The organism is Kribbella caucasensis, from assembly GCF_004361855.1.
GTDB lineage: Bacteria > Actinomycetota > Actinomycetes > Propionibacteriales > Kribbellaceae > Kribbella > Kribbella caucasensis.
Map to the genome: position 1 here is coordinate 97,090 of NZ_SNWQ01000004.1, position 21,107 is coordinate 118,196.

18 protein-coding genes are annotated in these 21,107 nt (G+C 68.3%); 7 read left to right on the forward strand and 11 right to left on the reverse strand.

The window, feature by feature from the left end:
- Window positions 1-9: 9 nt before the first annotated feature.
- The 3 genes from gcl to EV643_RS10435 are packed head-to-tail and all read right to left on the reverse strand — an operon-like array spanning window position 10 to window position 3,503.
- Entirely contained in the window at window positions 10-1,785 is a 1,776-nt protein-coding gene (gcl, locus tag EV643_RS10425; RefSeq protein ID WP_133799804.1) for a glyoxylate carboligase, read from the reverse strand.
- The gene (locus EV643_RS10430; protein WP_133799805.1) at window positions 1,785-2,669 is read right to left on the reverse strand and encodes a 2-hydroxy-3-oxopropionate reductase; all 885 of its coding nucleotides are present in this window, start codon (window positions 2,667-2,669) and stop codon (window positions 1,785-1,787) included. The genes gcl and EV643_RS10430 overlap by 1 nt, the downstream gene beginning before the upstream one ends.
- Window positions 2,670-2,690: 21 nt before the next feature.
- A complete protein-coding gene (locus tag EV643_RS10435) occupies window positions 2,691-3,503 on the reverse strand; it encodes a hydroxypyruvate isomerase family protein (RefSeq protein WP_133799806.1) in 813 nt (270 codons plus the stop codon).
- Between the two features lie 154 nt (window positions 3,504-3,657).
- Between EV643_RS10435 and EV643_RS10440 the strand changes: the two genes are divergently transcribed.
- The 6 genes from EV643_RS10440 to guaD all read left to right on the forward strand — a co-directional run bounded on the left by EV643_RS10440 (window position 3,658) and on the right by guaD (window position 13,497).
- Window positions 3,658-5,190 (forward strand): PucR family transcriptional regulator, encoded by a 1,533-nt coding sequence (locus EV643_RS10440; protein ID WP_166665395.1) that lies wholly within the window; start codon window positions 3,658-3,660, stop codon window positions 5,188-5,190.
- A gap of 151 nt (window positions 5,191-5,341) precedes the next feature.
- A complete protein-coding gene (gene uraD / locus EV643_RS10445; protein ID WP_133799808.1) occupies window positions 5,342-7,267 on the forward strand; it encodes a 2-oxo-4-hydroxy-4-carboxy-5-ureidoimidazoline decarboxylase in 1,926 nt (641 codons plus the stop codon).
- Complete coding sequence (locus EV643_RS10450; RefSeq protein ID WP_133799809.1) at window positions 7,264-8,826, forward strand: xanthine dehydrogenase small subunit; 1,563 nt, start codon at window positions 7,264-7,266, stop codon at window positions 8,824-8,826. Before uraD (EV643_RS10445) ends, EV643_RS10450 begins: the two co-directional genes overlap by 4 nt.
- Window positions 8,823-11,300, forward strand: coding sequence for a xanthine dehydrogenase molybdopterin binding subunit (xdhB, locus tag EV643_RS10455; protein WP_133799810.1), 2,478 nt, complete (start codon window positions 8,823-8,825; stop codon window positions 11,298-11,300). Before EV643_RS10450 ends, xdhB begins: the two co-directional genes overlap by 4 nt.
- Before the next feature lie 17 nt (window positions 11,301-11,317).
- Window positions 11,318-12,217, forward strand: coding sequence for a xanthine dehydrogenase accessory protein XdhC (gene xdhC, locus EV643_RS10460; protein ID WP_238165486.1), 900 nt, complete (start codon window positions 11,318-11,320; stop codon window positions 12,215-12,217).
- The gene (gene guaD / locus EV643_RS10465) at window positions 12,214-13,497 is read left to right on the forward strand and encodes a guanine deaminase (RefSeq protein WP_133799812.1); all 1,284 of its coding nucleotides are present in this window, start codon (window positions 12,214-12,216) and stop codon (window positions 13,495-13,497) included. Before xdhC ends, guaD begins: the two co-directional genes overlap by 4 nt.
- 664 nt (window positions 13,498-14,161) lie before the next feature.
- On the opposite strand, the gene EV643_RS10470 is transcribed toward guaD, so the two are convergent.
- The 7 genes from EV643_RS10470 to EV643_RS10500 form a co-directional block, all read right to left on the reverse strand.
- Window positions 14,162-15,523 (reverse strand): 8-oxoguanine deaminase, encoded by a 1,362-nt coding sequence (locus EV643_RS10470; RefSeq protein WP_133799813.1) that lies wholly within the window; start codon window positions 15,521-15,523, stop codon window positions 14,162-14,164.
- A 174-nt stretch (window positions 15,524-15,697) separates the two neighbouring features.
- Complete coding sequence (gene pucL / locus EV643_RS10475; RefSeq protein WP_133799814.1) at window positions 15,698-16,603, reverse strand: factor-independent urate hydroxylase; 906 nt, start codon at window positions 16,601-16,603, stop codon at window positions 15,698-15,700.
- Window positions 16,604-16,607: 4 nt separating this feature from the next.
- Window positions 16,608-16,940: a hydroxyisourate hydrolase gene (gene uraH, locus EV643_RS10480; protein WP_133799815.1), complete on the reverse strand. Its 333-nt coding sequence runs from the start codon at window positions 16,938-16,940 to the stop codon at window positions 16,608-16,610.
- Complete coding sequence (uraD, locus tag EV643_RS10485) at window positions 16,937-17,440, reverse strand: 2-oxo-4-hydroxy-4-carboxy-5-ureidoimidazoline decarboxylase (RefSeq protein ID WP_133799816.1); 504 nt, start codon at window positions 17,438-17,440, stop codon at window positions 16,937-16,939. The genes uraH and uraD (EV643_RS10485) overlap by 4 nt, the downstream gene beginning before the upstream one ends.
- A 113-nt stretch (window positions 17,441-17,553) precedes the next feature.
- Window positions 17,554-17,934, reverse strand: a complete 381-nt coding sequence (locus EV643_RS10490; RefSeq protein WP_133799817.1) for a helix-turn-helix domain-containing protein — start codon at window positions 17,932-17,934, stop codon at window positions 17,554-17,556.
- Complete coding sequence (locus EV643_RS10495) at window positions 17,927-18,166, reverse strand: thiamine-binding protein (RefSeq protein ID WP_133799818.1); 240 nt, start codon at window positions 18,164-18,166, stop codon at window positions 17,927-17,929. Before EV643_RS10495 ends, EV643_RS10490 begins: the two co-directional genes overlap by 8 nt.
- 35 nt (window positions 18,167-18,201) lie before the next feature.
- Window positions 18,202-19,458, reverse strand: coding sequence for a DUF6986 family protein (locus EV643_RS10500; protein WP_133799819.1), 1,257 nt, complete (start codon window positions 19,456-19,458; stop codon window positions 18,202-18,204).
- Window positions 19,459-19,591: 133 nt separating this feature from the next.
- On the opposite strand from EV643_RS10500, the gene EV643_RS10505 reads away from it, so the two are divergent.
- A complete protein-coding gene (locus tag EV643_RS10505; RefSeq protein WP_133799820.1) occupies window positions 19,592-20,356 on the forward strand; it encodes an IclR family transcriptional regulator in 765 nt (254 codons plus the stop codon).
- Window positions 20,357-20,370: 14 nt separating this feature from the next.
- Here the strand turns inward: EV643_RS10505 and EV643_RS10510 are convergent, their stop codons facing one another.
- Window positions 20,371-21,090, reverse strand: coding sequence for a siderophore-interacting protein (locus tag EV643_RS10510; protein WP_133799821.1), 720 nt, complete (start codon window positions 21,088-21,090; stop codon window positions 20,371-20,373).
- Window positions 21,091-21,107 lie beyond the last annotated feature (17 nt).

Sequence of the window (21,107 nt, forward strand, 5' to 3'; positions counted from 1 at the left end):
GCCGGCCCGTCAGCTGAGAGGCGCGAGTGCGGTTGGGGCGTCTTCGGGGCGTTCGGCCAGGTCCTCGAACTCGATCACGTTGTCGATCTCGAGGCCCATGGACACGTTGGTCACGCGCTCCAGGATGACCTCGACGACGACCGGGACCTGGTACTCGACCATCAGCTTCTTCGCCTGGTCGAGAGCGGGCAGGATCTCGTCCGGCTCGGTCACCCGGACGGCCTTGCAGCCAAGCCCTTCGGCGACCTTGACGTGGTCGACGCCGTAACCGTTGAGCTCGGGGCTGTTGATGTTCTCGAACGACAGCTGCACGCAGTAGTCCATGTCCAGCCCGCGCTGCGCCTGACGGATCAGCCCCAGGTACGAGTTGTTCACGACCACATGGATGTAGGGGATGTTGAACTGCGCACCGACCGCCAGCTCCTCGATCAGGAACTGGAAGTCGTAGTCACCCGACAACGCCACCACAATGCTGTCCGGGTCAGCCGTGGCAACGCCCAGCGTGGCGGGCACCGTCCACCCAAGAGGCCCAGCCTGGCCCGCGTTGATCCAGTGCCGTGGCTTGTACACGTGCAGCATCTGCGCGGCCTGGATCTGCGACAGCCCGATGGTGCTGACGTAGCGGGTGTCGGGTCCGAAGGCCCGGTTCATCTCCTCGTAGACACGCTGCGGCTTGATCGGCACGGTGTCGAAGTGCGTCTTGCGCTGCAGCAAGCTCTTCCGCTGCCGGCACTCGTCCGCCCACGCGGAACGGTCGGCCAACCTACCCTCGGCCGCCCACTCACGCGCCACCTCGACGAAGATCGCCAGCGCCGCGTGAGCGTCGGAGACGATGCTGTAATCCGGCGCGAACACCCGGCCGATCTGGGTCGGCTCGATGTCCACGTGGACGAACTTCCGGCCCTCGGTGTACGTCGCGACCGAGCCGGTGTGCCGGTTGGCCCAGCGATTGCCGATGCCGAGCACGAAGTCCGAGGCCAGCAGGGTGGCGTTGCCGTACCGGTGCGAGGTCTGCAGGCCCACCATGCCGGCGGTCAACGGGTGGTCGTCCGGGATTGTGCCCCAGCCCATCAGCGTCGGTACGACGGGAACCCCGACAACCTCGGCGAACTCGACCAGCAGGTCGGCCGCGTCGGCGTTGACCACTCCACCACCGGCGACGATCAACGGCCGCGAAGCGTCGTTCAGCATCCCGAGCACCTTCTCCGCCTGGGCCCGGGTCGCGGCCGGCCGGGCCACCGGCAACGGCTCATAGGTGTCGATGTCGAACTCGATCTCGGTCAGCTGGACGTCGATCGGCAGGTCGATCAGCACCGGCCCAGGACGGCCGGAACGCATCAGCTGGAACGCCTTCTGGAACGTCCCCGGCACCTGGGCCGGTTCCATCACCGTGACGGCCCACTTGGCCACCGGCGCCGCGATCGACGCGATGTCGACCGCCTGGAAATCCTCCTTGTGCAGCTTGGCCACCGGTGCCTGGCCGGTGATGCACAGGATCGGGATCGAGTCGGCCGACGCGGAGTACAGGCCGGTGATCATGTCGGTCCCGGCCGGGCCCGACGTACCGATGCAGACGCCGATGTTGCCGGGCTTCGCGCGGGTGTAGCCCTCAGCCATGTGCGAGGCGCCCTCGACGTGGCGGGCCAGCACGTGCTTGATCCCGCCGTGCTTCTTCATCGCGCTGTAGAACGGGTTGATCGCGGCGCCGGGCAGCCCGAAGGTCTGGACGGAACCCTCCTTCTCCAGGATCAGGACCGCGGCGTCGACCGCGCGCATGCGTGCCATCAGTCCGACGCCTTCCCGGAGAGACGCTCCACCCCGCGGAGCAGCGCGGAGTGGTCGAGTCCGCCGTCGCCGTTCGTACGGGCCGAGGCGACCAGTTGGGCGACCAGCGAGCCGAGCGGTACGACGACACCCGCCTCCCGGGCGGCCGCGGTCACGATGCCCATGTCCTTGTGGTGCAGGTCGATCCGGAAGCCGGGCTGGAAGGAGCGCGACAGCATGTTCTCCTTCTTCTGGTTCAGCACCGTCGAACCGGCCAGTCCACCACCGAGCACTTCCAGAGCCGCCTTGGTGTCCACCCCGTACGCCTCCAGGAAGATCACGGCCTCGGACAGCGCCTGGATGTTGGCCGCGACGATCAACTGGTTGGCGGCCTTGACCGTCTGGCCGGAGCCGCTCGGACCCACGTGCACGACGGTCTTGCCGACGGTGTCGAAGAGCGGCTTGGCGACGGCGAAGTCGTCCGCCTGGCCGCCGACCATGATCGAGAGCGCGGCGTTCTTGGCACCGGCCTCGCCGCCGGACACCGGGGCGTCAAGCAACCGGAAGCCGAGCGCGCGGGCCTGCTCGGCCAGCTGCTGGGTGACGTCCGGCCGGATGCTGGAGAAGTCGATGATGAGGGTCCCGGTCTCGGCGTGCTGGAAGACGCCGTCCTCGCCGGCGAGCACCTGCTCGACGTCCGGAGAGTCCGGCACCATCACGCAGACCACGTCGGCGCCCTTGACCGCGTCGGCGATCGACGTCGCGGCGCGCCCACCGGCGGCGACCAGAGGTTGGGCCGGCTCCGGACTGCGGTCGAGGCCGGCGACGGTGTGACCGGCGGTGGCGAGATGAACGGCCATCGGGCTACCCATGATGCCGAGGCCGATGAAGGCGATATTCGTCATGACTGAATCTCCAATGGTGGGTCAGCGGGAGGCGGCGCGGCGTTCGCGCGGCAGCCAGCCGAAGCTCTCGACAGTGGTGGTGGACGGCTTGTACTCGAGGCCGACCCAGCCGGTGTAGCCACCGGCCTCGAGGGCGGCGAGCTGGCGTTCGAGCGGAAGCGTTCCGGTGCCCGGCTCGTTGCGGCCGGGTGCGTCGGCGATCTGGACATGTGCGATCCGGCCGGCGTACTCGGTGATCACTCGATCGACGTCGTCGCCGTTGACCGCCAGGTGATAAAGGTCGGCAAGCAGGCCGACGTTCGGCGCCTGGACGCGATCGATGACGGCCTGTACGTCGGCGGCGGTCCGCAGCGGGTACCGCTCTGCCCCGCTCACCGGTTCCACGAGCACAGTGCCCTGAATCCGAGCCGCGGCGGCGGCCGCCAACCCCAGATTCTCGACGGCGAGGACGTCCTGCTCAGCCTCGGAGTGGCCGTCCTCCCGGTTGCCGTAGAGGGCGTTGAAGGCCCGGCAGCCGAGCCGCTCACCGATGCCGATAGTGACGTCGATGTTGTCCCGAAACTCACCGGATCGCTTCGGCCAGGACACCAGGCCGCGGTCGCCGCCGGGCATGTCACCGGCGAAGAAGTTGAGGCCGACCAGCTGTACGCCGGCGTCCTCGATCGCTGTCACGAACGCGTCGATGTCAGTGTCCGACGGCACTGCCGAGGCGAACGGCCACCAGAACTCGACGGCGTCGAAGCCGGCCTGCTTGGCGGCCGCGGGGCGCTCCAACAGCGGCAGCTCGGTGAACAGGATCGAGCAGTTCACCTCATAACGCAGCGCGTGGCTCATGGCGCTCTCCTTGCATTCCGCATCGTGGAAATCTGTTTCTGCTTTGCGAAATGACCATAAGATGCAGTTAGTGAAGGCGTCAAGCGGTGTGGGCGTTGTACGTTCCTCCAAGGACCGGAATCTCGGTCACCGCATCGACCAGAGGAGGTGCGCCGTGCTGCTGTCCGAGCTGCTCGACGCGCCGGAGCTGGGGCTTCGCCTGCTCTTCACCACCCCGGATGCGCTGGACCGTCCGATCGGCCGGGTGGTCACCACCGACCTGCTCGAACCCGGCAACTACCTCAGCGGCGGCGAACTGGTCCTCACCGGTCTGGTCTGGCGGCGTAGCGACGGGGACAGCGAGGTCTTCGTCGCGTCGATGGCCGGGCGGGGCGCCACCACGATCCTGGCCGGCAAGGCGTTGTTCGGGTCTGTCCCGGACGACCTGCTCGAGGCCTGCCGTCGGCACGAGGTCACACTCGTCGAGGTTCCCACGGAGGTCGCGTTCGCTGATGTCGCCGAGCACGTGGCGGCCGCGAGTTCGGCCGAGACGGGCGCCCGGTTGTCCGCGAGTCTCGTCCGTCAGCGGCAACTGCTCTCGGCGATCGCGTCCGGCCGTAGTCTCGATGAGCTCGCGGCCCGGATCTCCACCGAGATCGGACACGACTGCCGGGTGATCACAGCCACCGGTCGGCACGTCGTACCGGGTCCTGGACCGTTGGACGACGAGACGCTCGACGCGGTCACCCGGCGGTTTCTGACCGCGGATCGCACTCCCGCGGTCGCCGACGCCGGCGGCGCGTCGTACAGCCTCTTCCCGGTCGGATCAGGTCTCGGCAACCGGCTGACTGCCTGGGCGCTGGTCATCGAGGGCGACCACACGAAGTGGTCGGGCGACCATGTCGAGGCGGTGCACGAGCTGTGCGCGATCGCCGCCCTGGACCGCGCCCGGCGGGACGAGGGTCGGCTGGCGTTGCGCCCCCTGGTGGCGGACGCGCTGGCGATGGTCGAGTCCGGCGCCCCGTACGCCGAGGTCGCCACCCGGCTTCGGCAAGCCGGTGCGCAGTCGGACCGGCCGATGGTCGTCGCCATCGCCGAACTCCGGGACGACGGGTCGGCCGACGTCGCGATGTCGATTTTCGAGGACGTCGCGCTCACGGTCGGTCCCGCGATAGTGGCGCCGGGACGGGACGGCCTGCTGGTCGGGTTGTTGCCGTCCTCCCCGGAGCTCCCCGACCTGCTGCGCCGTGCGTTCGCCAGGCTCGCGCCCGGCCTCGTGCGCGCCAGGCTCGCGGTCGGCGTCAGCGGCGAGACCGTCATCGATGCGTTGGCGGGCGCGCTCGAGGAGGCACGGTCCGCACACCGGGTCGCTCGGGTCGGCGGTACGCCGGTGTCGGTAGTGACCTCCGACGAGGTCGCCTCGCATGTCCTCCTGCTCGCCACGGTGCCCGACGACGTTCGGCGGACCTATACGAACCGGGTGCTCGGGCCGGTACTAGAGCACGATCGCCGGACTCATACCGAGCTGATCGCCACGTTGCGGGAGTTCCTCGCCTGCTCGGGTTCGTGGTCGCGGACCGCCGAGTCGCTGCATCTCCACGTCAACACGGTCCGCTACCGGATCGAACGCGTAGAGCAACTGACCGGACGGGATCTGTCCAGTCTCGAGGACCGGGTCGACGTGTTCCTCGCGCTCAAGTCGCTCTAACCGCCCGGTTTGGGTGATCGCACAGATCCGGCCCCGCCGGAGCGACCCAAGTTCGGAGGTTCATCGGGTGCAATCCGGTCCCACCTGAGCCCAAGCTGTCGTGCAGGTCACTCCCCCGCGACCCCTTGAGCTTCCGAGGAAGGTGCCCCCGATGGCAATCCTACGACCAGGCCGCCGAGCCACCCGTCACCCTGTCGACGAGGTGCTGCCCGCGGGCAAGCTCGCCGTGTACGGCACCCAGCATGTCCTGGCCTTCTACGCCGGCGCGGTGATCGTACCGATCCTGCTGGCGAACGCGATCGGGCTGAGCACCGAGCAACTCATTCACCTGATCAACGCCGACCTGTTCACCTGTGGCATCGCGTCCATCATCCAGTCCGTCGGGTTCTGGAAGGTCGGCGTCCGGCTTCCGCTGCTGCAAGGTGTGACCTTCACGGCGGTCTCGCCGATGATCGCGATAGGCCTCGCCGCTGGGGGCGGTACGGACGGCCTGTTGGTGATCTACGGCGCGGTGATCGTGGCCGGTCTGGCTACGTTCCTGATCGCGCCGTTCTTCAGCAAGCTGATCCGCTTCTTCCCACCGGTGGTCACCGGCTCGGTCATCACGATCATCGGCCTGGCGCTGCTGCCGGTCGCGGCCGCGGACGCCACCGGCGGCGCCGGTCCGACCTCGGACCCGACCAGCGGCAAGAACCTGGCGTACGCGTTGGGAACGCTCGCCCTGATCGTGCTGATCCAGCGGGTCTTCAAGGGCTTCATGGCAACGGTCGCGGTACTCGTCGGCCTGGTCGTCGGCACCGGCGTCGCGTGGGCCTTCGGGGACGCCCACTTCGATGCCGTCGGCAACTCGAACTGGGTCGGCGTGACCACCCCGTTCCACTTCGGCTGGCCGCAGTTCTCGGTCGCCGCGATCATCTCCATGATCGTGGTCATGCTCATCACCGCGGTCGAGACGACTGGTGACGTCTTCGCAACCGGTGAGATCGTCGAGAAGCGGATCGGCCGCGAGGACATCGCCCGCGCCCTGCGCGCCGACGGCCTGGCCACCACCCTGGGCGGCGTCTTCAACTCCTTCCCCTACACCTGTTTCGCCGAGAACGTCGGCCTGGTCCGGCTCACCCGGGTGAAGAGCCGCTGGGTGGTCGCGGCGGCCGGCGTGATCATGATCCTGCTCGGCCTGGTGCCGAAGGCCGGCGCCATCGTCGCCGGTATCCCGCACCCCGTGCTGGGCGGCGCCGCCCTGGCGATGTTCGCCACTGTGGCCGTCGTCGGCTTCCAGACCCTGGCCAAGGTCGACTTCCACGACCACCGGAACGTGGTCATCGTGGCGACCAGCGTCGGCCTGGCCATGTACGTCACCGCGCAGCCGCAGGTCGCCCAGGCGGTGCCGGGCTGGGCCGAGATCATCTTCGGCAGCGGCATCACGCTCGGCAGCCTGACCGCGATCGGGCTCAACCTCCTGTTCCACCACGTGGGCAAGGACTTCGGCCCCGCGGTGGCCGGGCATCCGGGCGGCGAGACCGTACGGCTGGACCAGGTCAACCGGATGAGCCGCGAGGAGTTCGTGGAGACCTTCGCCGGCCTGTTCCAGGGACCTCGCTGGATGGTCGAACGCGCCTGGGACATGCGGCCGTTCACCGACACCCACGCCCTGCGACGCTCGTTCCAGGAGGCGCTCTTCTCCGGATCGCACGAGGAACAGCGCCAGCTGATCGAGGCGTATCCGCAGCTCGGTTCGCAGTTCGTTGCCGACGGCCTCAGTGGCGAGGCGTCGCTGCGGGACCAGTCCGCGCGCGGCCTGACCTTCCTGGCCGAGTCGGATCGCGACGAGCTGGCGGCGATCACCGAGGCGTACCGTGAGCGTTTCGGCTTCCCGCTGGTCATCTCGGTACGGGACGCGGAGTCCTTCGACCGGATCGTCGAGCAGGGCCGGGACCGCCTCGGTAACTGCGAGAACCAGGAGCACGCCGCCGCGCTGCTCGAGATCGCGAAGATCGCCGGTTACCGGTACGACGACTTCCTGCAGGACGCCAACCCCATCCACAGTGCCCGAACCCGCTGGAGCAGCAGCCGATGAGTACGACGATCCCGGACCGGCGAGTGTCAGCGGTCAAGGTCAACGGCAAGGACCTCGCCTTCGATGGCGTGGCCGTCCACACGACCTTGCTGGACTGGCTCCGCGACCGTGGGCTGACCGGAGCCAAGGAGGGTTGCGCCGAAGGTGAGTGTGGCGCGTGCTCGGTGCTGGTCGCCCGGCCCGGGATCGACACTGCCACCGAGTGGACCGCGGTGAACGCGTGTCTGCTGCCGGCCGCTGCCCTCGACGGTCAGGAGGTCATCACCGCCGAGGGTTTGGGGTCGAGCACGGCCCTGCATCCGGTCCAACAGGAGCTGGCCGTCCGGGGCGGATCGCAGTGCGGGTTCTGTACTCCGGGATTCGTGTGCAGCATGGCCGCGGAGTACTACCGCCCCGGCCGTACTGCGTCCTCGGCCGACCGTACGACGCCCGCAGCCGACCGTACTTCGGCGAGCGCCGACCGTACTGCGGCCGCGGGCGGCGGGTGTGATCACGAGCACGGGCCCAACGGCTTCGATCTCCATGCGCTCAGCGGAAACCTCTGCCGGTGCACGGGTTATCGCCCGATCCGGGACGCGGCGTACGCGCTCGGTGGTCCGGAAGCGGACGACGCGCTCGCGGCCCGGACGTCCACCCCACCACCCCCGCCGGCGCCCACCCGGTTGGAGGTAGCGGGAGCGGAGTTCCTCCGGCCGGCGGGACTCGACGAAATACTCGAGCTACTGGCAGACCGGCCTGATGCACAAATCGTGGCAGGGTCGACCGACCTCGGGGTGGAGGTGAACATCCGCGGCGTACGGGCTCCCCTGGTCGTCGCCGTGGACAGGCTTTCCGAGCTGCGGGAGTTCACGTTCGGGGCGGACGAGACGACCGGGGCGGTGGGGCGGGGAAGGAATCAAATCAGCATCGGTGCAGCGCTCACGTTGAGCGAGATCGAGCGACTGCTTGCCGGACGGGTACCGCTGCTGGCGCAGATGTTCCCCCAGTTCGCCTCCCGGCTGATCCGCAACGGCGCCACGATCGGCGGCAACCTCGGCACCGCGTCGCCAATCGGCGACACCCCGCCCGCGCTGCTGGCCCTCGACGCTTCGCTCGTACTAGCGTCCAGCCGCGGCGAACGTGTGGTGCCGCTCGCGGACTACTTCACCGGCTACCGGCAAACCCTGAAAGCGCCAGACGAGCTGATCCGGACCATCCTGATCCCATTGCCGCTCGCAACTACCACCGCTTTCCACAAGATCGCCAAGCGACGCCTCGACGACATCTCAAGCGTCGCGGTCGGCTATTCAGTCGAGGTGGTGGATGGAGTAGTCGATAGCGCCCGGATCGGGCTCGGCGGGGTGGCCGCGACACCGCTTCGCGCGCGGGCGACCGAGGACGCGTTAACCGGTCGGCCATGGACCGAGAAGACGGTGCGCGAGGCGGCCGCAGTACTGGCTGGCGAGGGCACACCGATGGACGACCACCGCGCGAGCGCGTCGTACCGCTCGGCGATGCTCGGTCAGTCGCTGCTTCGCTTCTACGCCCAAAACCTCGCAGCAGAAGGGGTCAGCGCATGAGCACGCTGTCCGAACGACCGCAGCGAGCCGTCGTCGGCCTGCCGTTGCCGCACGAGAGCGCTGCATTACACGTCACTGGCGAGGCCCTCTACACCGACGACCTAGTCGTACGCACCCGCGACGTCCTGCACGCCTGGCCCGTCCAGTCCCCGCATGCTCACGCCCGGATCACCGCGCTCGACGTGCAGCCCGCGTACGACGTACCTGGGGTGGTCCGCGTCCTCACAGCCGACGACCTGCCCGGTACCAACGACGCCGGTGTGAAGCACGACGAGCCGCTGTTCCCGAACGAGGCGATGTTCCACGGGCACGCCATCTGCTGGGTGCTCGGTGAGACTCTCGAGGCTGCCCGGCTCGGCGCCAAGGCCGTGCAGGTCGAGTACGAGCCGCTCCCCTCGTTGGTGACGGTTCGGGAGGCGATCGCCGCGGACAGCTTCCAGGGAACCGGGCGACACCTTGAGAGCGGCGATGTCGAGACGGCGTTCGCCCAGGCGGCGCACGTGTTCCGGGGCGAGTTCGAATTCGCCGGCCAGGAGCACTTCTACCTCGAGACCCACGCCGCGCTGGCCTTGGTCGACGAGGCCGGCCAGATCTTCGTACAGAGCAGCACCCAGCACCCGTCCGAGACCCAGGAGATCGTCGCGCATGTGCTCGGCGTACCGAGTCATGCTGTGACGGTGCAGTGCCTCCGGATGGGAGGAGGCTTTGGTGGCAAGGAGATGCAGCCCCACGGGTTCGCCGCGATCGCAGCGCTCGGCGCGACGCTGACCGGTCGGCCGGTCCGGCTGCGCCTCAACCGCACGCAGGACATGACGATGTCCGGCAAACGCCACGGCTTCCACAGCGAATGGCGGGCCGGCTTCGACGACGACGGCCACCTGGTCGCACTCGACGCCACCCTCACCGCCGACGGCGGCTGGAGTCTCGACCTGTCCGAACCGGTTCTGGCCCGCGCGATGTGCCACATCGACAACGGGTACTGGATCCCGAACGTCCGCGTCGACGGCCGGATCGCCAAGACGAACAAGACTTCCCAGACCGCCTTCCGCGGCTTCGGCGGACCCCAGGGCATGATCGTCGTGGAGGACTTGCTCGGCCGGTGCGCGCCGCTACTCGGGTACGACGCGATGGAGCTGCGGCGCCGCAATCTCTACCAGTCGCACCACGCCACGCCGTACGGGCAGCCGGTCCGCCACGCCGAGCGGTTGGAGGCGTGCTGGAGCCAGGTGCTCGAGATCGGAGACGTCGAGCGGCGGCGTACGGAGATCGAGCAGTTCAACGCGTCCCACCTGCACACGAAGCGGGCGCTCGCGATGACGCCGGTGAAGTTCGGCATCTCCTTCAACCTCACCGCGTTCAACCAGGCCGGGGCGCTGGTGCACGTCTACAAGGACGGCTCGGTGCTGATCAACCACGGCGGCACCGAGATGGGACAGGGCCTGCACACGAAGATGCTGCAGGTGGCGGCCACGTCGCTCGGCGTACCGCTGGCTCGGGTCCGACTGGCCCCGACCCGTACCGACAAGGTGCCGAACACCTCGGCCACCGCGGCCAGCTCGGGCGCCGACCTCAACGGCGCGGCGATCAAGAACGCCTGTGAGCAGATCCGCGAGCGCCTCGCACAGGTTGCCGGGGGCAAGCTCGGTATCAGCCCGCACGACGTACGGTTCACCGACGGCGCGGTCAGCGGACTGTATGGCGACAGCTTGCGGTGGGAGGACGTCGTCCACGCCGCGTATCACCAGCGTGTACAGCTGTGGGCGGCCGGCTTTTACCGCACCGAAGGACTGCATTGGGATCCGGCCGCCATGCATGGCGAGCCGTTCAAGTACTTCGCGTACGGCGTTGCCGCGGCGGAGGTCGAGGTCGACGGATTCACCGGCTCCTACACGCTGCGCCGGGTCGACATCGTCCATGACGTCGGTGACAGCCTCAGCCCGTTGATCGACGTCGGCCAGATCGAGGGCGGATTCGTCCAGGGCGCCGGCTGGTTGACGCTCGAGGATCTCCGCTGGGACGAGAGCGACGGACCGAACCGGGGCCGGGTCGCGACGCAGGCGGCCAGCACGTACAAGCTGCCCAGCTTCTCGGAGATGCCGGAGGTCTTCAACGTCCGCCTGCTGGAGAAGGCTCACGAGGAAGGCGCCGTCTATGGCTCGAAGGCTGTCGGCGAGCCGCCGTTGATGCTTGCGTTCTCCGTGCGCGAGGCGCTGCGGCAGGCGGCTGCGGCCTTCGGTCCGGCGGGGACGAGCGTGGATCTGGGCTCGCCCGCCACACCGGAGGCCGTCTACTGGGCACTCGACCGAGCCCGGTCACACCCCGCAGCGGAAGGGCTCAACGGTCAGGCCGATGGTCAGGCCCACGGGCGTGTCGACGGGCAGGTCGATGGTCAGGTCGATGGTCAGGTCGATGGGCGGCTCGACGGGATCGAGCGCGACGGCGTCCGCTCCCCCGTCAAGTTGAGTGGAGTGTGACGGCGGAGATGGAATGGATGCGAGCGGTACAGCGGCTGCGCGAACAGCGCCGGCCGGGCGTCCTGGTGACCGTGATGTCGGTACGCGGGCATGCACCTCGTGATGCCGGAGCCAAGATGGTCGTCGCCGAGGATCACGTCTGGGCAACAGTCGGCGGTGGCAATCTGGAGTCCGTCGCGGTCGAGCGTGCACGTGAATTGCTGGCGGCCAGTACTACGGACCCGGAGATGCTGGAGTTCGCGCTGTCGGACAAAGCGCCGTACCAGCATGGGGTCCAGTGCTGCGGCGGTGAGGTGAGGCTGTTGCTCGAGCCGCTGCCTGTGGTTCCGTCTGTCGCGATCTTCGGGATGGGACACGTGGGCCTCGAACTCGCCCGGATCCTCGCCCGCCATGACGTGGAACTGCATCTCGTCGACTCGCGACCCGGCCAGCTGGTGCCCGAGCGGCTGTCCGTACTCGACGACGCCGTGGCGAACGTGCACGTCCACCACGTACCGGTGTTGCCGGAACTGGTCGTCGGCGAACTGCCGCCGGGCACGCATGCGCTGGTGATGACTCACGACCATGCCGAGGACGCAGCCCTTTGCGACGCCGCGCTGCGCAATGGGCAGCTGGCAACGATCGGGTTGATCGGGTCCAGCGCGAAGTGGTCGCGGTTCCGCCGCAAGCTCGCCGACGACGGTCTCCCGGCCGAGGCGATCGACAAGATCACCATCCCGATCGGCCTGCCCGGCCTGCCCGGCAAGGAACCGGCGACGATCGCGGTCAGCGTCGCCGCCTGGCTACTCCAACTCTTCACCGCCGAGCGCAGCGTCCCGCCGGATCAGCTGACCACCGCCGAGCGCAACGCCGCGCCGGCTCCATTGATCACCGCCGATCGTCGCCCCGCGTCGGCCCAGCGTGAGGCGAAGGCATGACACTGTTCCGAGGCACCTTCATCGACACCCCGGAGAACCCGTTCACCGGCGGCGCCCTGCGGGTCGCCACCGACGCCGCGCTGGTGGTCAAGGACGGCGTGATCGTTGCGCGGGGCCCCTATGCGGAACTCCGCGCCGCGCACCCCGCCGAACCGACCGTCGACCTGACGGGAGGCGTGGTGCTGCCCGGGTTCGTGGACACACATGTCCACTTCCCGCAGATCCGCGCGGTCGGCGGCCTGGGCATGCCCCTGCTGGAATGGCTCGACCGGTACGCCCTGCCCGAAGAGGCCCGGATGGCCGACGTCGACTACGCCACCGGGGTAGCCGACGAATTCGTACGTGGCCTCGCCGCCGCGGGCACTACCAGCGCGTTGGTCTTCGGGGCCCACTACTCAGACGCCGTGGACGTACTGTTCACAGCCGCCTCACGCGTCGGCCTGCGGATCACCAGCGGCCTGGTCGTGAGCGACCGACTGCTACGCCCCGAACTGCTCACCAGCCCCGCGCGGGCGTATACCGAATCCCTCGCACTCGCAGAACGCTGGCACGGCGTAGGCCGCAACCGGTACGCCGTGACGCCGCGCTTCTCGCTCTCCTGCACCGACGACCTCCTCGCCGCCTGCCGAACCGTGCTGGACGAGATCCCCGGTTCCCTCTTCACCTCGCACGTGAACGAAAACGAGGCCGAGATCGCCAACGTGACCGAGCTCTTCGGTGGCAGCGACTACGTGAGCACCTACGATCGGCACGGACTGGTCAACCGCCGAAGCGTGCTCGCCCACAACGTCCACCCGACCGATGTAGAGCTCAAGATGCTCGCCGAGGGTGGTGCGACGATCGCCCACTGCCCGACGAGCAACGCCGCCCTGGGCAGCGGACTGTTCCCGCTGGCAAGGCATCTCCAGCACGGCGTCCGCGTCGCACTCGGCTCGGACGTCGGCGCCGGGACGGGATTCTCCCTGCTGAAGGAGGGGCTGCAGGCGTACTTCGTCCAGCGGCTGCTCGGCGAGCAGGGCTGCCCGCTCACCGCCGCACACCTGTTGCACCTGGCAACCACAGCGGGTGCCGAGGCGATCGGCCTGGACGCCGAGGTCGGCGACCTGAGCGTCGGCAAGCGATTCGACGCCCAACTCCTACGCCCGGCCGACGGTTCCCCGCTGGCCGTCAGCGTCGCCCACGCCGAAGACGCCGAAGAAGCCCTGGCCCGAATCTTCACCCTAGGCACCCCCGCAGACGTCCACGCCGTCTGGATAGACGGCCACCTCCTCCACCACTAACCCCGCGCGCCCCCTTGGGACGGCCGCTGGGGACGGGCACTGGCGGCCCCAGGGGCGGGTACTTCGGACAGGATCTGGGGACCTCGGACATGCAATGCCCTGTCCGAGGTCCCCCTGGTTGCCCGAGGTCCCGGCTCGCTGTCCGAGGTCCCGGCTCGCTGTTCGAGGTCCCGCCCCGTTGTCCGAGCTCCCGGCTCGCTGTCCGAGGTCCGGCATACCGGACGGCAGACGCCACCTTGGGCACCCACCAGGCGTCGGCCGGCGCGGAACGTGACGGGCCGGTGCCCAAGGTCGCGCCCCACGGTCCCCTTCACCCACCCAGGCGGGGCCGCGCGATGGACCGGGGTGGGTTTTGACGGCGACCGGGGCGAGGTTTTGCCTCAGAGCGGGCAAGAGGCCACCCCGAACCCCCGCGGCCGGTTGGGGCCGGTACTTCGCACGGGATCTGGGGACCTCGGACATGCAAATGCCCTGTCCGAGGCCCCGGCTTGGTGTCCGAGGCCTCGGCTTGGTGTCCGAGGCCCCGGCTTGGTGTCCGAGGCCCCGGCTTGGTGTCCGAGGTCCGGCTTGGTGTCCGAGGCCCCGGCTTGGTGTCCGAGGTCCGGCTTGGTGTCCGAGGTCCCGGGTTGGTGTCTGAGGTCGCGGGTTGTAGCCGGCGGGGTGGTCAGGTGGTCTTGGCGAGGAGGGTGTGCTGGATTTTCGCCACCTGTACGGCCAGGGTGGACTCGTCGACGGTGAGGACGGTGTCGTGTTCGACTATGGGGCGGCCGTTGACGAGGAGAAGTTCCAGAGGTGGGGGTGTGCCGAGGACCAGTGCGGCGACGGGGTCGGCGATGCCGGCGTGGGCGAGGGTGTCGAGGCGCCATACAGCGAGATCGGCGAGTTTGCCCACCTCGATCGAGCCGATCTCGTCCTCGCGGCCCAGGATGCGTGCGCCGTCGAGGGTCGCCAGCTCCAGTGCGGCGCGGACGCCGAGGGCCTGCGGTCCACCCCGAGCGCGGGCGAAAAGCAGTGCGTGGCGCAGTTCTTCGAGCAGGCTGCCGGCTTCGTTGCTGGCGGCACCGTCCACGCCGAGGCCGACCGGACTGCCGGCCGCCCTGAGGTCGGCGACGCGCGCGATACCTGCCCCGAGGCGAGCGTTTGAGCTGGGGCAGTGCGCGATACCGGTCGCCGTCTGGCCCAGCCGCTTGATCTCCGCGTCGTCGAAGTGGATGCCGTGAGCGAACCACACATCCGGCCCCATCCAGCCGAGCTGCGCGGCGTACTCCAGCGGAGTGCAGCCAAACCGATCCTGACACCACTCGCCCTCGTCGGTGGTCTCGGCCAGGTGCGTGTGCAGCCGGACGCCCTTACGACGGGCGAGTTCCGCGGCCTCCTGCATGAGTTCACCGGTGACGCTGAACGGCGAACAGGGCGCGACCACGATCCGCAGCATCGAATCCGGCGAAGGGTCGTGCCACCGGTCGATCGCGGCCTCGGTCGCGACGAGGATCTCGTCCCGATCCTGAACCACCGAGTCGGGCGGTAACCCACCGTCCTTGAAGCTGAGGTCCATCGACCCCCGCGCCGGGTGGAACCGCAGTCCGACCTCGGCGGCGGCAAGGATCTCCGCCTCGAGCAGGTCACCACCCGATCGGGGGAAGAGGTAATGATGATCGGCCGCCGTCGTACAGCCGGTACGGGCGAGTCGGGCCAGCGCGCCCTGTGCGGCAACGTGGACTGACTCCTCGTCGATGCCGGCCCACACCGGGTAGAGCGCGGTCAGCCAGCCGAACAGGGTCGCGTCGGCAGCGAGCCCACGGGTCACCCACTGGTACAGATGCTCGTGGGTGTTGACGAATCCAGGTGTGACGAGACAGCCGCTCCCGTCGACCACCCGCGCTCCCTCGTACGCCGGCGCGGGCCCCGCGCCGACCGCGACGATGCGGTTGCCATCAGCAACGACATGGCCGGTGGCGAGCTCGCGGCGCTCCCGGTCGAGGGTGACCACGGTCGCTCCGTCGATGACGATCGGCGCTGTGCTCATCGGACCCCTTTGCTGTCTCTCAAGGGAAGCAGCCTCCTGCTCCGCAAGGGAATGCGACCGGAGCCGCACTCGGTGAGGTCAGTCAACTCCTCCGGCCGCCGAGCCGATACCCGCGGAGGACACGAACCCCGGTCCGACCCCAGCACCGCACGTTGGAGGTTCCTCCAACACAGCTCAGCAGAAGCCGGGTACTGCGAGCCACGCGCTACCCGGATCGCTGGCGTCATCACGAACGACGGTCGCCTCGATCAGGCCGTATGGGCGATCCGCGGCGATGAACACCTCACCCGGGTTCTCCACGCCGAAGGGGCTCAGATCCACCAGGAAATGGTGCTTGTTCGGCGCCGAGAACTTGATCTCCGCGACCTCGGGGTGCTGCTGAAGCACAGCCTCACCCATCCCGTACAGGGTCTGCTGCAGCGCGAGACTGTGGATCCGGGCGAACTGCTCGAGCAACAGGCTCTTGATCTCGTCGTACGACTTGTCCCAGTCGACGTCCGTGTGGTCATAACGCCACCGAGCGACCAGCGATGTCGCGAGAATGCGGTCGTCCGTCTCCGCCAGGGTCGTGTACTTGTCCTTGAGGAACCCGTGAAACTCCGACCCCGTGGACTTGAGCACGACCAGGTCGCGGATGCCGGAGACGACGTACGCCGTACGGTCGTCGCCGCGGCCTTCGACGTTGACGACCGTCGTCCGAGTACCGCTCCCGGACCGGACGAAGGAGTGATCATGACCCGCGCCGTCGACCGGGATCCGCTCCCACGGATACTCCTCGATCTCGATCCGGGCACCATCTGCCGCAGGGGTGGCATCAATGAAGTGGCCGCCGAGGGTGAGGGCGAAGTCCTCGATCGCGCCGACGCCTTTCTCCTTGGCGAACGCGAACGCGGTGTTCTTCTGTGTGTCGGTCGGGAGGACGTCACCCTGGTCGCCAGTGGTGTGCGCGTCCTCGAAGCGTCCCCGCAGGGCGGACGAGACGTTCAGGTCGCGGATCTGGTGACGAGCCGTGTCACGGTAGATGCGGACGACGCGGCTCTCGGCCTTGCCGTACTGATTGGCTCCCAAGTGGATGGCCATGGGATCAGCTCCCTCGGTAGGTGGAATAGGCGAACGGGCTGAGCAGCAGCGGGACGTGGTAATGCCGCTCGTCGTTGATCTGGAAGGTCACGGTGACCTCGGGGAAGAAGATGCTCTGGCCGGACGTGATCGCATAGGCGGCGACACCAAACCAGAGCTGGTACGTGCCGAACTCGAGACCGTCGGGCGCCAACTCGGTGACACGACCGTCGTCGTCGGTGCTGCCCGTCCCAAGGACAACAACCTCGTCGTCGGTGATCCAGGACAGCCGGACCGGGACACCTTGGGCAGGTCGCCCAAGCGCGGTGTCGAGAACATGTGTGCTCACGGTGCTCATGCGGGAACCTCCTCGACGACTTTGGCGAGGCGGAGAAGGGCGATCTTGCGCAGTTCGTCGCGCACGACCGCGATCTCGCTGTCCTCGTCGTTGGTCAGCCGCCGGCGCAGACTGGTCAGCATCTCCTCCGCCGACAGGCCGGTGGCGCAGATCAGGAAGACGCGACCGAACCGCTGCTCGTACTCGCGATTGCCGGCCGCTAGTGCAACGCGGATCTCAGGGTCATCGCCGACCCCTGCCTGCTCGTTGCGCGACCATGCGGCCTCGGTACTGTTGCCGTCCGCCCGGTCGCCGATCCGCGGGTGGGCCGCCAGCGCCTGGTCGACCTCACTGTCGTCCAGGTCTCGCACCCCTTGGTCCGCGGCCGTCCTGAGCGCCGCGAGATCGCCGTACGGCCGGCCGGCGAGGACGCCGTCGACCCAGCGCGGTACGTCGCAGCAGGCCGCCAGCATCGGACGCAGCCGGTCGGCCACAGCGGTGTCGAACTCCTGCAGATCCACAGGTCCCCTACTTCTTCTCGAATCACGAAACTGAATTTCCGTATGACGAGAGAGTGGCACGCACCCAAACGCCCCGTCAACAGTTTGTTGAATTCTGTGCCCCCGGCCCTGCCCTAGTCGCGGGCGCGGTTGAGGTAGTTGTAGACGGTGAACCGGGTGACGCCGAGCGCCTCCGCCACCAGCTCCGCCGACTTTCGGTACTCGAACGCACCCTTGGCCTCGAGCAACAGCACCGCCTGCTGCTTCTCATTACGCGACAACTCGTGCAGCGGCCCACCGACTTCCTCGGCGACCTCCGCGAGCAGCGCGTTCACACCACCCTCACCACCCGCAGAAGCCTTGCGGGGAAGGCGAACCGCCGCCACGGGTGACCCTTCCCACAGCAGCGGTACGTCGTCGGCGCGAGCCTCGTCCGGCGGCACGAGCTCGGCGTTCAACCGCTCCACCAGCGGCGTGATCGCCACGACGAGCGGATGCCCCTCGAGCTCAGTCATCGCCGCGCACCTGCAAGGTCACCCGGCTGGCCCCGTGCGCGAAGGCGGCCTCCAACACCGTCGTCAGCGCCGGCAGCAACGTCTCCTGCTCGCCACGCACCAGGGTCCCCAACGGACCGAATTCGCACTCCAACCCGGCCTCCTGGGCGACCCGGAGCGCCTCGGTGGCGTGCGCCGGCGGTTCCCCGTCGACATCGAAGGGCTCCGTGGTGAACTCCGCAACCAGTCGCATACCCGCGAGGCTAATGCCCTAAGACCGCTGCTGCCCTAAGACCGCAGCGGGCGCTTGGCCAACGTCGCCAAACCGACTTCATCCACACCGATCAACTCGTCGACCTCCGATTGGTCGACAGCACCGCAATCCACTCCGCGCAGCACGAAGCCGGCGAGGGCAGCGGCGGTCGCGGGCTCATCGAGATAGCCGGACTCACCCTTGCCGACGTACGCGCGCAGCCGAGCAGCGGCGGACTCCAGACCCTCCCGATAGAACAGGTACGTCGCCGCGAATCGGGTCGGCAGTTGAGCGGGATGCATGTCCCAACCCTGATAGATCCCGCGGACGAGCGAGCGTCGTACGAGTCGCTGGTGAAGCCGCCACGCGGCGCGCACGGAATCGCGGTCACCGACCGGCAGAACGTTGGTCGAACCGTCGGAGACGAACACCCCCGTACCCGCCGCGGCCAGCTGCATCACGTCCTTGGCGTGATCGGCGACCGGGTGCTCCATGCTCTGGTACGCCGCTGCGACCCCGAGCGAGGCCGAGTAGTCGTACGTGCCGTAATGCAGACCGGTGACCCGTCCAGCGCCCGCCCTGATCATCCGGGCGATCAACGCAGTGCCGTCCGAACCGAGAATCGCCTGAGGCGTCTCGACCTGGATCTCGAACTTCAGCGACTCCGCCGGCACCGAGTGCGCGAGCTCGATCGCCGACAGCACGACCACCATCGCCTCGACCTGCTCCACCGACGTCACCTTCGCGAGGGTGATCACGAATCCGTCCGTCAGCGCCCCAGCGCCGGCCAGCTCACCGACGAAGAGATCAAGCGTCCGTACACCGCGCCGACGACTCGGCGCCTCGAGCGACTTGATCCGAAGCCCGTGGTACGGCGGGACCGCGCCGGTCTTGATCGTCTCCGCCAGCGAACGGGCTGCATCGATCGCCGCGGCGTCCTCCTGCTCGTCAGGCCTGGTCCCGTAGCCGTCCTCGAAGTCGATGCGCAGATCCTCGATCGGTTCGCGGTCCAGCTTGGCGCGGACCCGCTGATAGACCTCAACGGCCTGGCCGGGCGGCAACTCCAGCGCATCGGCCAACTCCGTCGCCGACCCGCCATACCGAGCGAGGACAGCCTTTGCTTCCTCCGCCCAATCGCGAACCGTGCCCGCGTCGTACCGGTCGGCAGGCACGTAGACGGTGTGAACTGGTTGCCGGACCCCACGGTCGCCCGGGTAATGCGCGGCCAGTGCGGCGTCGGCATCGGCCAGCCGCCGATCCAGCTCACCAACGAGAGCGTCGAGGTGGCTCATGACCGGATCACCTCCCATAGATTTCGTATTGCGGATAGTATTGTCTACCATGCGGAAGCGACAACGTCCGAGGTCTTCCGGGATCTGGCGCTAAACTTCCGTCATCCGGAAACTTGAGCAGAGTGGGGCCACCGTGGCGGAAGAGAACGGCAGCAAGGGCCGCTCCGGCAGCGTGCAGTCGATCGAGCGGGCCTTCGTCCTGCTCGAGACGATGGCGGACGCGGGCGGAATGATGGGCCTGTCCCAGCTGGCCGCCGCTTCGGGTCTGCCGCTGCCGACGATCCATCGGCTCGTCCGCACGCTCGTAGACCTCGGCTACCTGCGCCAAGAACCGTCCCGGCAGTACGTCCTCGGCCCCAAGCTGATCCGGCTCGGCGAGAGCTCGTCCGACATGCTGAGCGTCTGGGCCCGCCCGCATCTGGCCAAGCTGGTCGACGAGTTCGGCGAATCGGCCAACATGGCGATGCTCGACGGCGATCAGATCGTGTACCTCGCACAGGTGCAGTCCCGGCACTCGATGCGGATGTTCACCGAGGTGGGACGCCGAGTGCTCCCCCATTGCACCGCCGTGGGCAAGGCGATCCTTGCGCAGCTGCGCGAGGCCGAGGTACGTGAACTGCTCCACCGCACGGGCATGGCCAAGCACACCGAGAACACCATCACCGACCCGGATGTGTTCATGACCCAGTTGCACAAGGCCCAGGAGCAGGGTTACGCCACCGACGAGGGCGAGCAGGAGCTCGGCGTCCGCTGCGTCGCGGTCGCCGTGCCCGACGCGCCATCACGACTGGCGATGTCGATCTCAGGCCCGGCCGGCCGGATGTCCGAGGAGCTCGTCGAGCGTGCGATCCCGCTGCTCACCCAGGCCGGCAAGGCCTTCTCCGAAGACCTGCGCTGATTGCGCGGTACCGGTCAGGCGGTTTTCCAGTAGCCGAGCGCCTTGACCCGATCCTTGGGGATCTTGAGCTCCTTGAGCACGTACGACGTGAGCGTGCGGGTGGTGCTGGTGTCGCAGGCGATCCAGATGAACGTGCCGGACGGGTCCTCGACCAGGCCCGGGAGGTTCGCCTTGACGTCGGCGACCAGCTGATCATCCTCGCGCGGAACCGTCCGCAGGTCGTGTCGATCAGGGTCCAGGCGAAGTGGGAGTTCGTGGTCGGAGTCATGGCTGGTCTCGAACCAGATGGTCGCGGGCAGCTTCGGCTCGACCTCGAGGAGCGAGTTGATGGCCGGCAGCGACGCCGGATCGCCGATCACCAGCATCCGCTCCGGCAGCGGATCCGGTACGTCGAAACCCGTGCCCTGGACGGTCGCCTCGATCGTCTGGCCAGGCTCGGCCTTGCGCGACCAGTCGGACGCGCATCCGTCGTGCAGCGCGAACTCCAGGCTGAAGGTGCCCGCCTCGACATCCGGATCGACCAGCGTGTACGCGCGCTGATGCGGCTTGCCCGCATTGTCGAACCACAGCCGCACCCACATCGTCGGATGCGTGCCGATCGCGGCCAGCATGCCACTGTCGGTGAAGTGCACACGGCGATAACGCTCGGTGACCTGTTCGGCACCGGTCACGGTGAACGTGAAGTCCTTACCCCGGAACAGCTTGAGGACCACACCCTCCCAGCCATGCCCCACGACCGCCTCCTCTGCCG

Bases quoted from the DNA above. Each gene is read 5' to 3' on its own strand.
- EV643_RS10470 (WP_133799813.1), bottom strand. From the start codon at position 15,523: ATGAGCACAGCGCCGATCGTCATCGACGGAGCGACCGTGGTCACCCTC.
- EV643_RS10490 (WP_133799817.1), bottom strand. From the start codon at position 17,934: ATGACTGAGCTCGAGGGGCATCCGCTCGTCGTGGCGATCACGCCGCTG.
- gcl (WP_133799804.1), bottom strand. From the start codon at position 1,785: ATGGCACGCATGCGCGCGGTCGACGCCGCGGTCCTGATCCTGGAGAAG.
- EV643_RS10430 (WP_133799805.1), bottom strand. From the start codon at position 2,669: ATGACGAATATCGCCTTCATCGGCCTCGGCATCATGGGTAGCCCGATG.
- xdhB (WP_133799810.1), top strand. From the start codon at position 8,823: ATGAGCACGCTGTCCGAACGACCGCAGCGAGCCGTCGTCGGCCTGCCG.
- EV643_RS10500 (WP_133799819.1), bottom strand. From the start codon at position 19,458: ATGAGCCACCTCGACGCTCTCGTTGGTGAGCTGGATCGGCGGCTGGCC.
- EV643_RS10435 (WP_133799806.1), bottom strand. From the start codon at position 3,503: ATGAGCCACGCGCTGCGTTATGAGGTGAACTGCTCGATCCTGTTCACC.
- EV643_RS10450 (WP_133799809.1), top strand. From the start codon at position 7,264: ATGAGTACGACGATCCCGGACCGGCGAGTGTCAGCGGTCAAGGTCAAC.
- uraH (WP_133799815.1), bottom strand. From the start codon at position 16,940: ATGAGCACCGTGAGCACACATGTTCTCGACACCGCGCTTGGGCGACCT.
- uraD (WP_133799808.1), top strand. From the start codon at position 5,342: ATGGCAATCCTACGACCAGGCCGCCGAGCCACCCGTCACCCTGTCGAC.
- xdhC (WP_238165486.1), top strand. From the start codon at position 11,318: ATGCGAGCGGTACAGCGGCTGCGCGAACAGCGCCGGCCGGGCGTCCTG.
- pucL (WP_133799814.1), bottom strand. From the start codon at position 16,603: ATGGCCATCCACTTGGGAGCCAATCAGTACGGCAAGGCCGAGAGCCGC.
- EV643_RS10495 (WP_133799818.1), bottom strand. From the start codon at position 18,166: ATGCGACTGGTTGCGGAGTTCACCACGGAGCCCTTCGATGTCGACGGG.
- guaD (WP_133799812.1), top strand. From the start codon at position 12,214: ATGACACTGTTCCGAGGCACCTTCATCGACACCCCGGAGAACCCGTTC.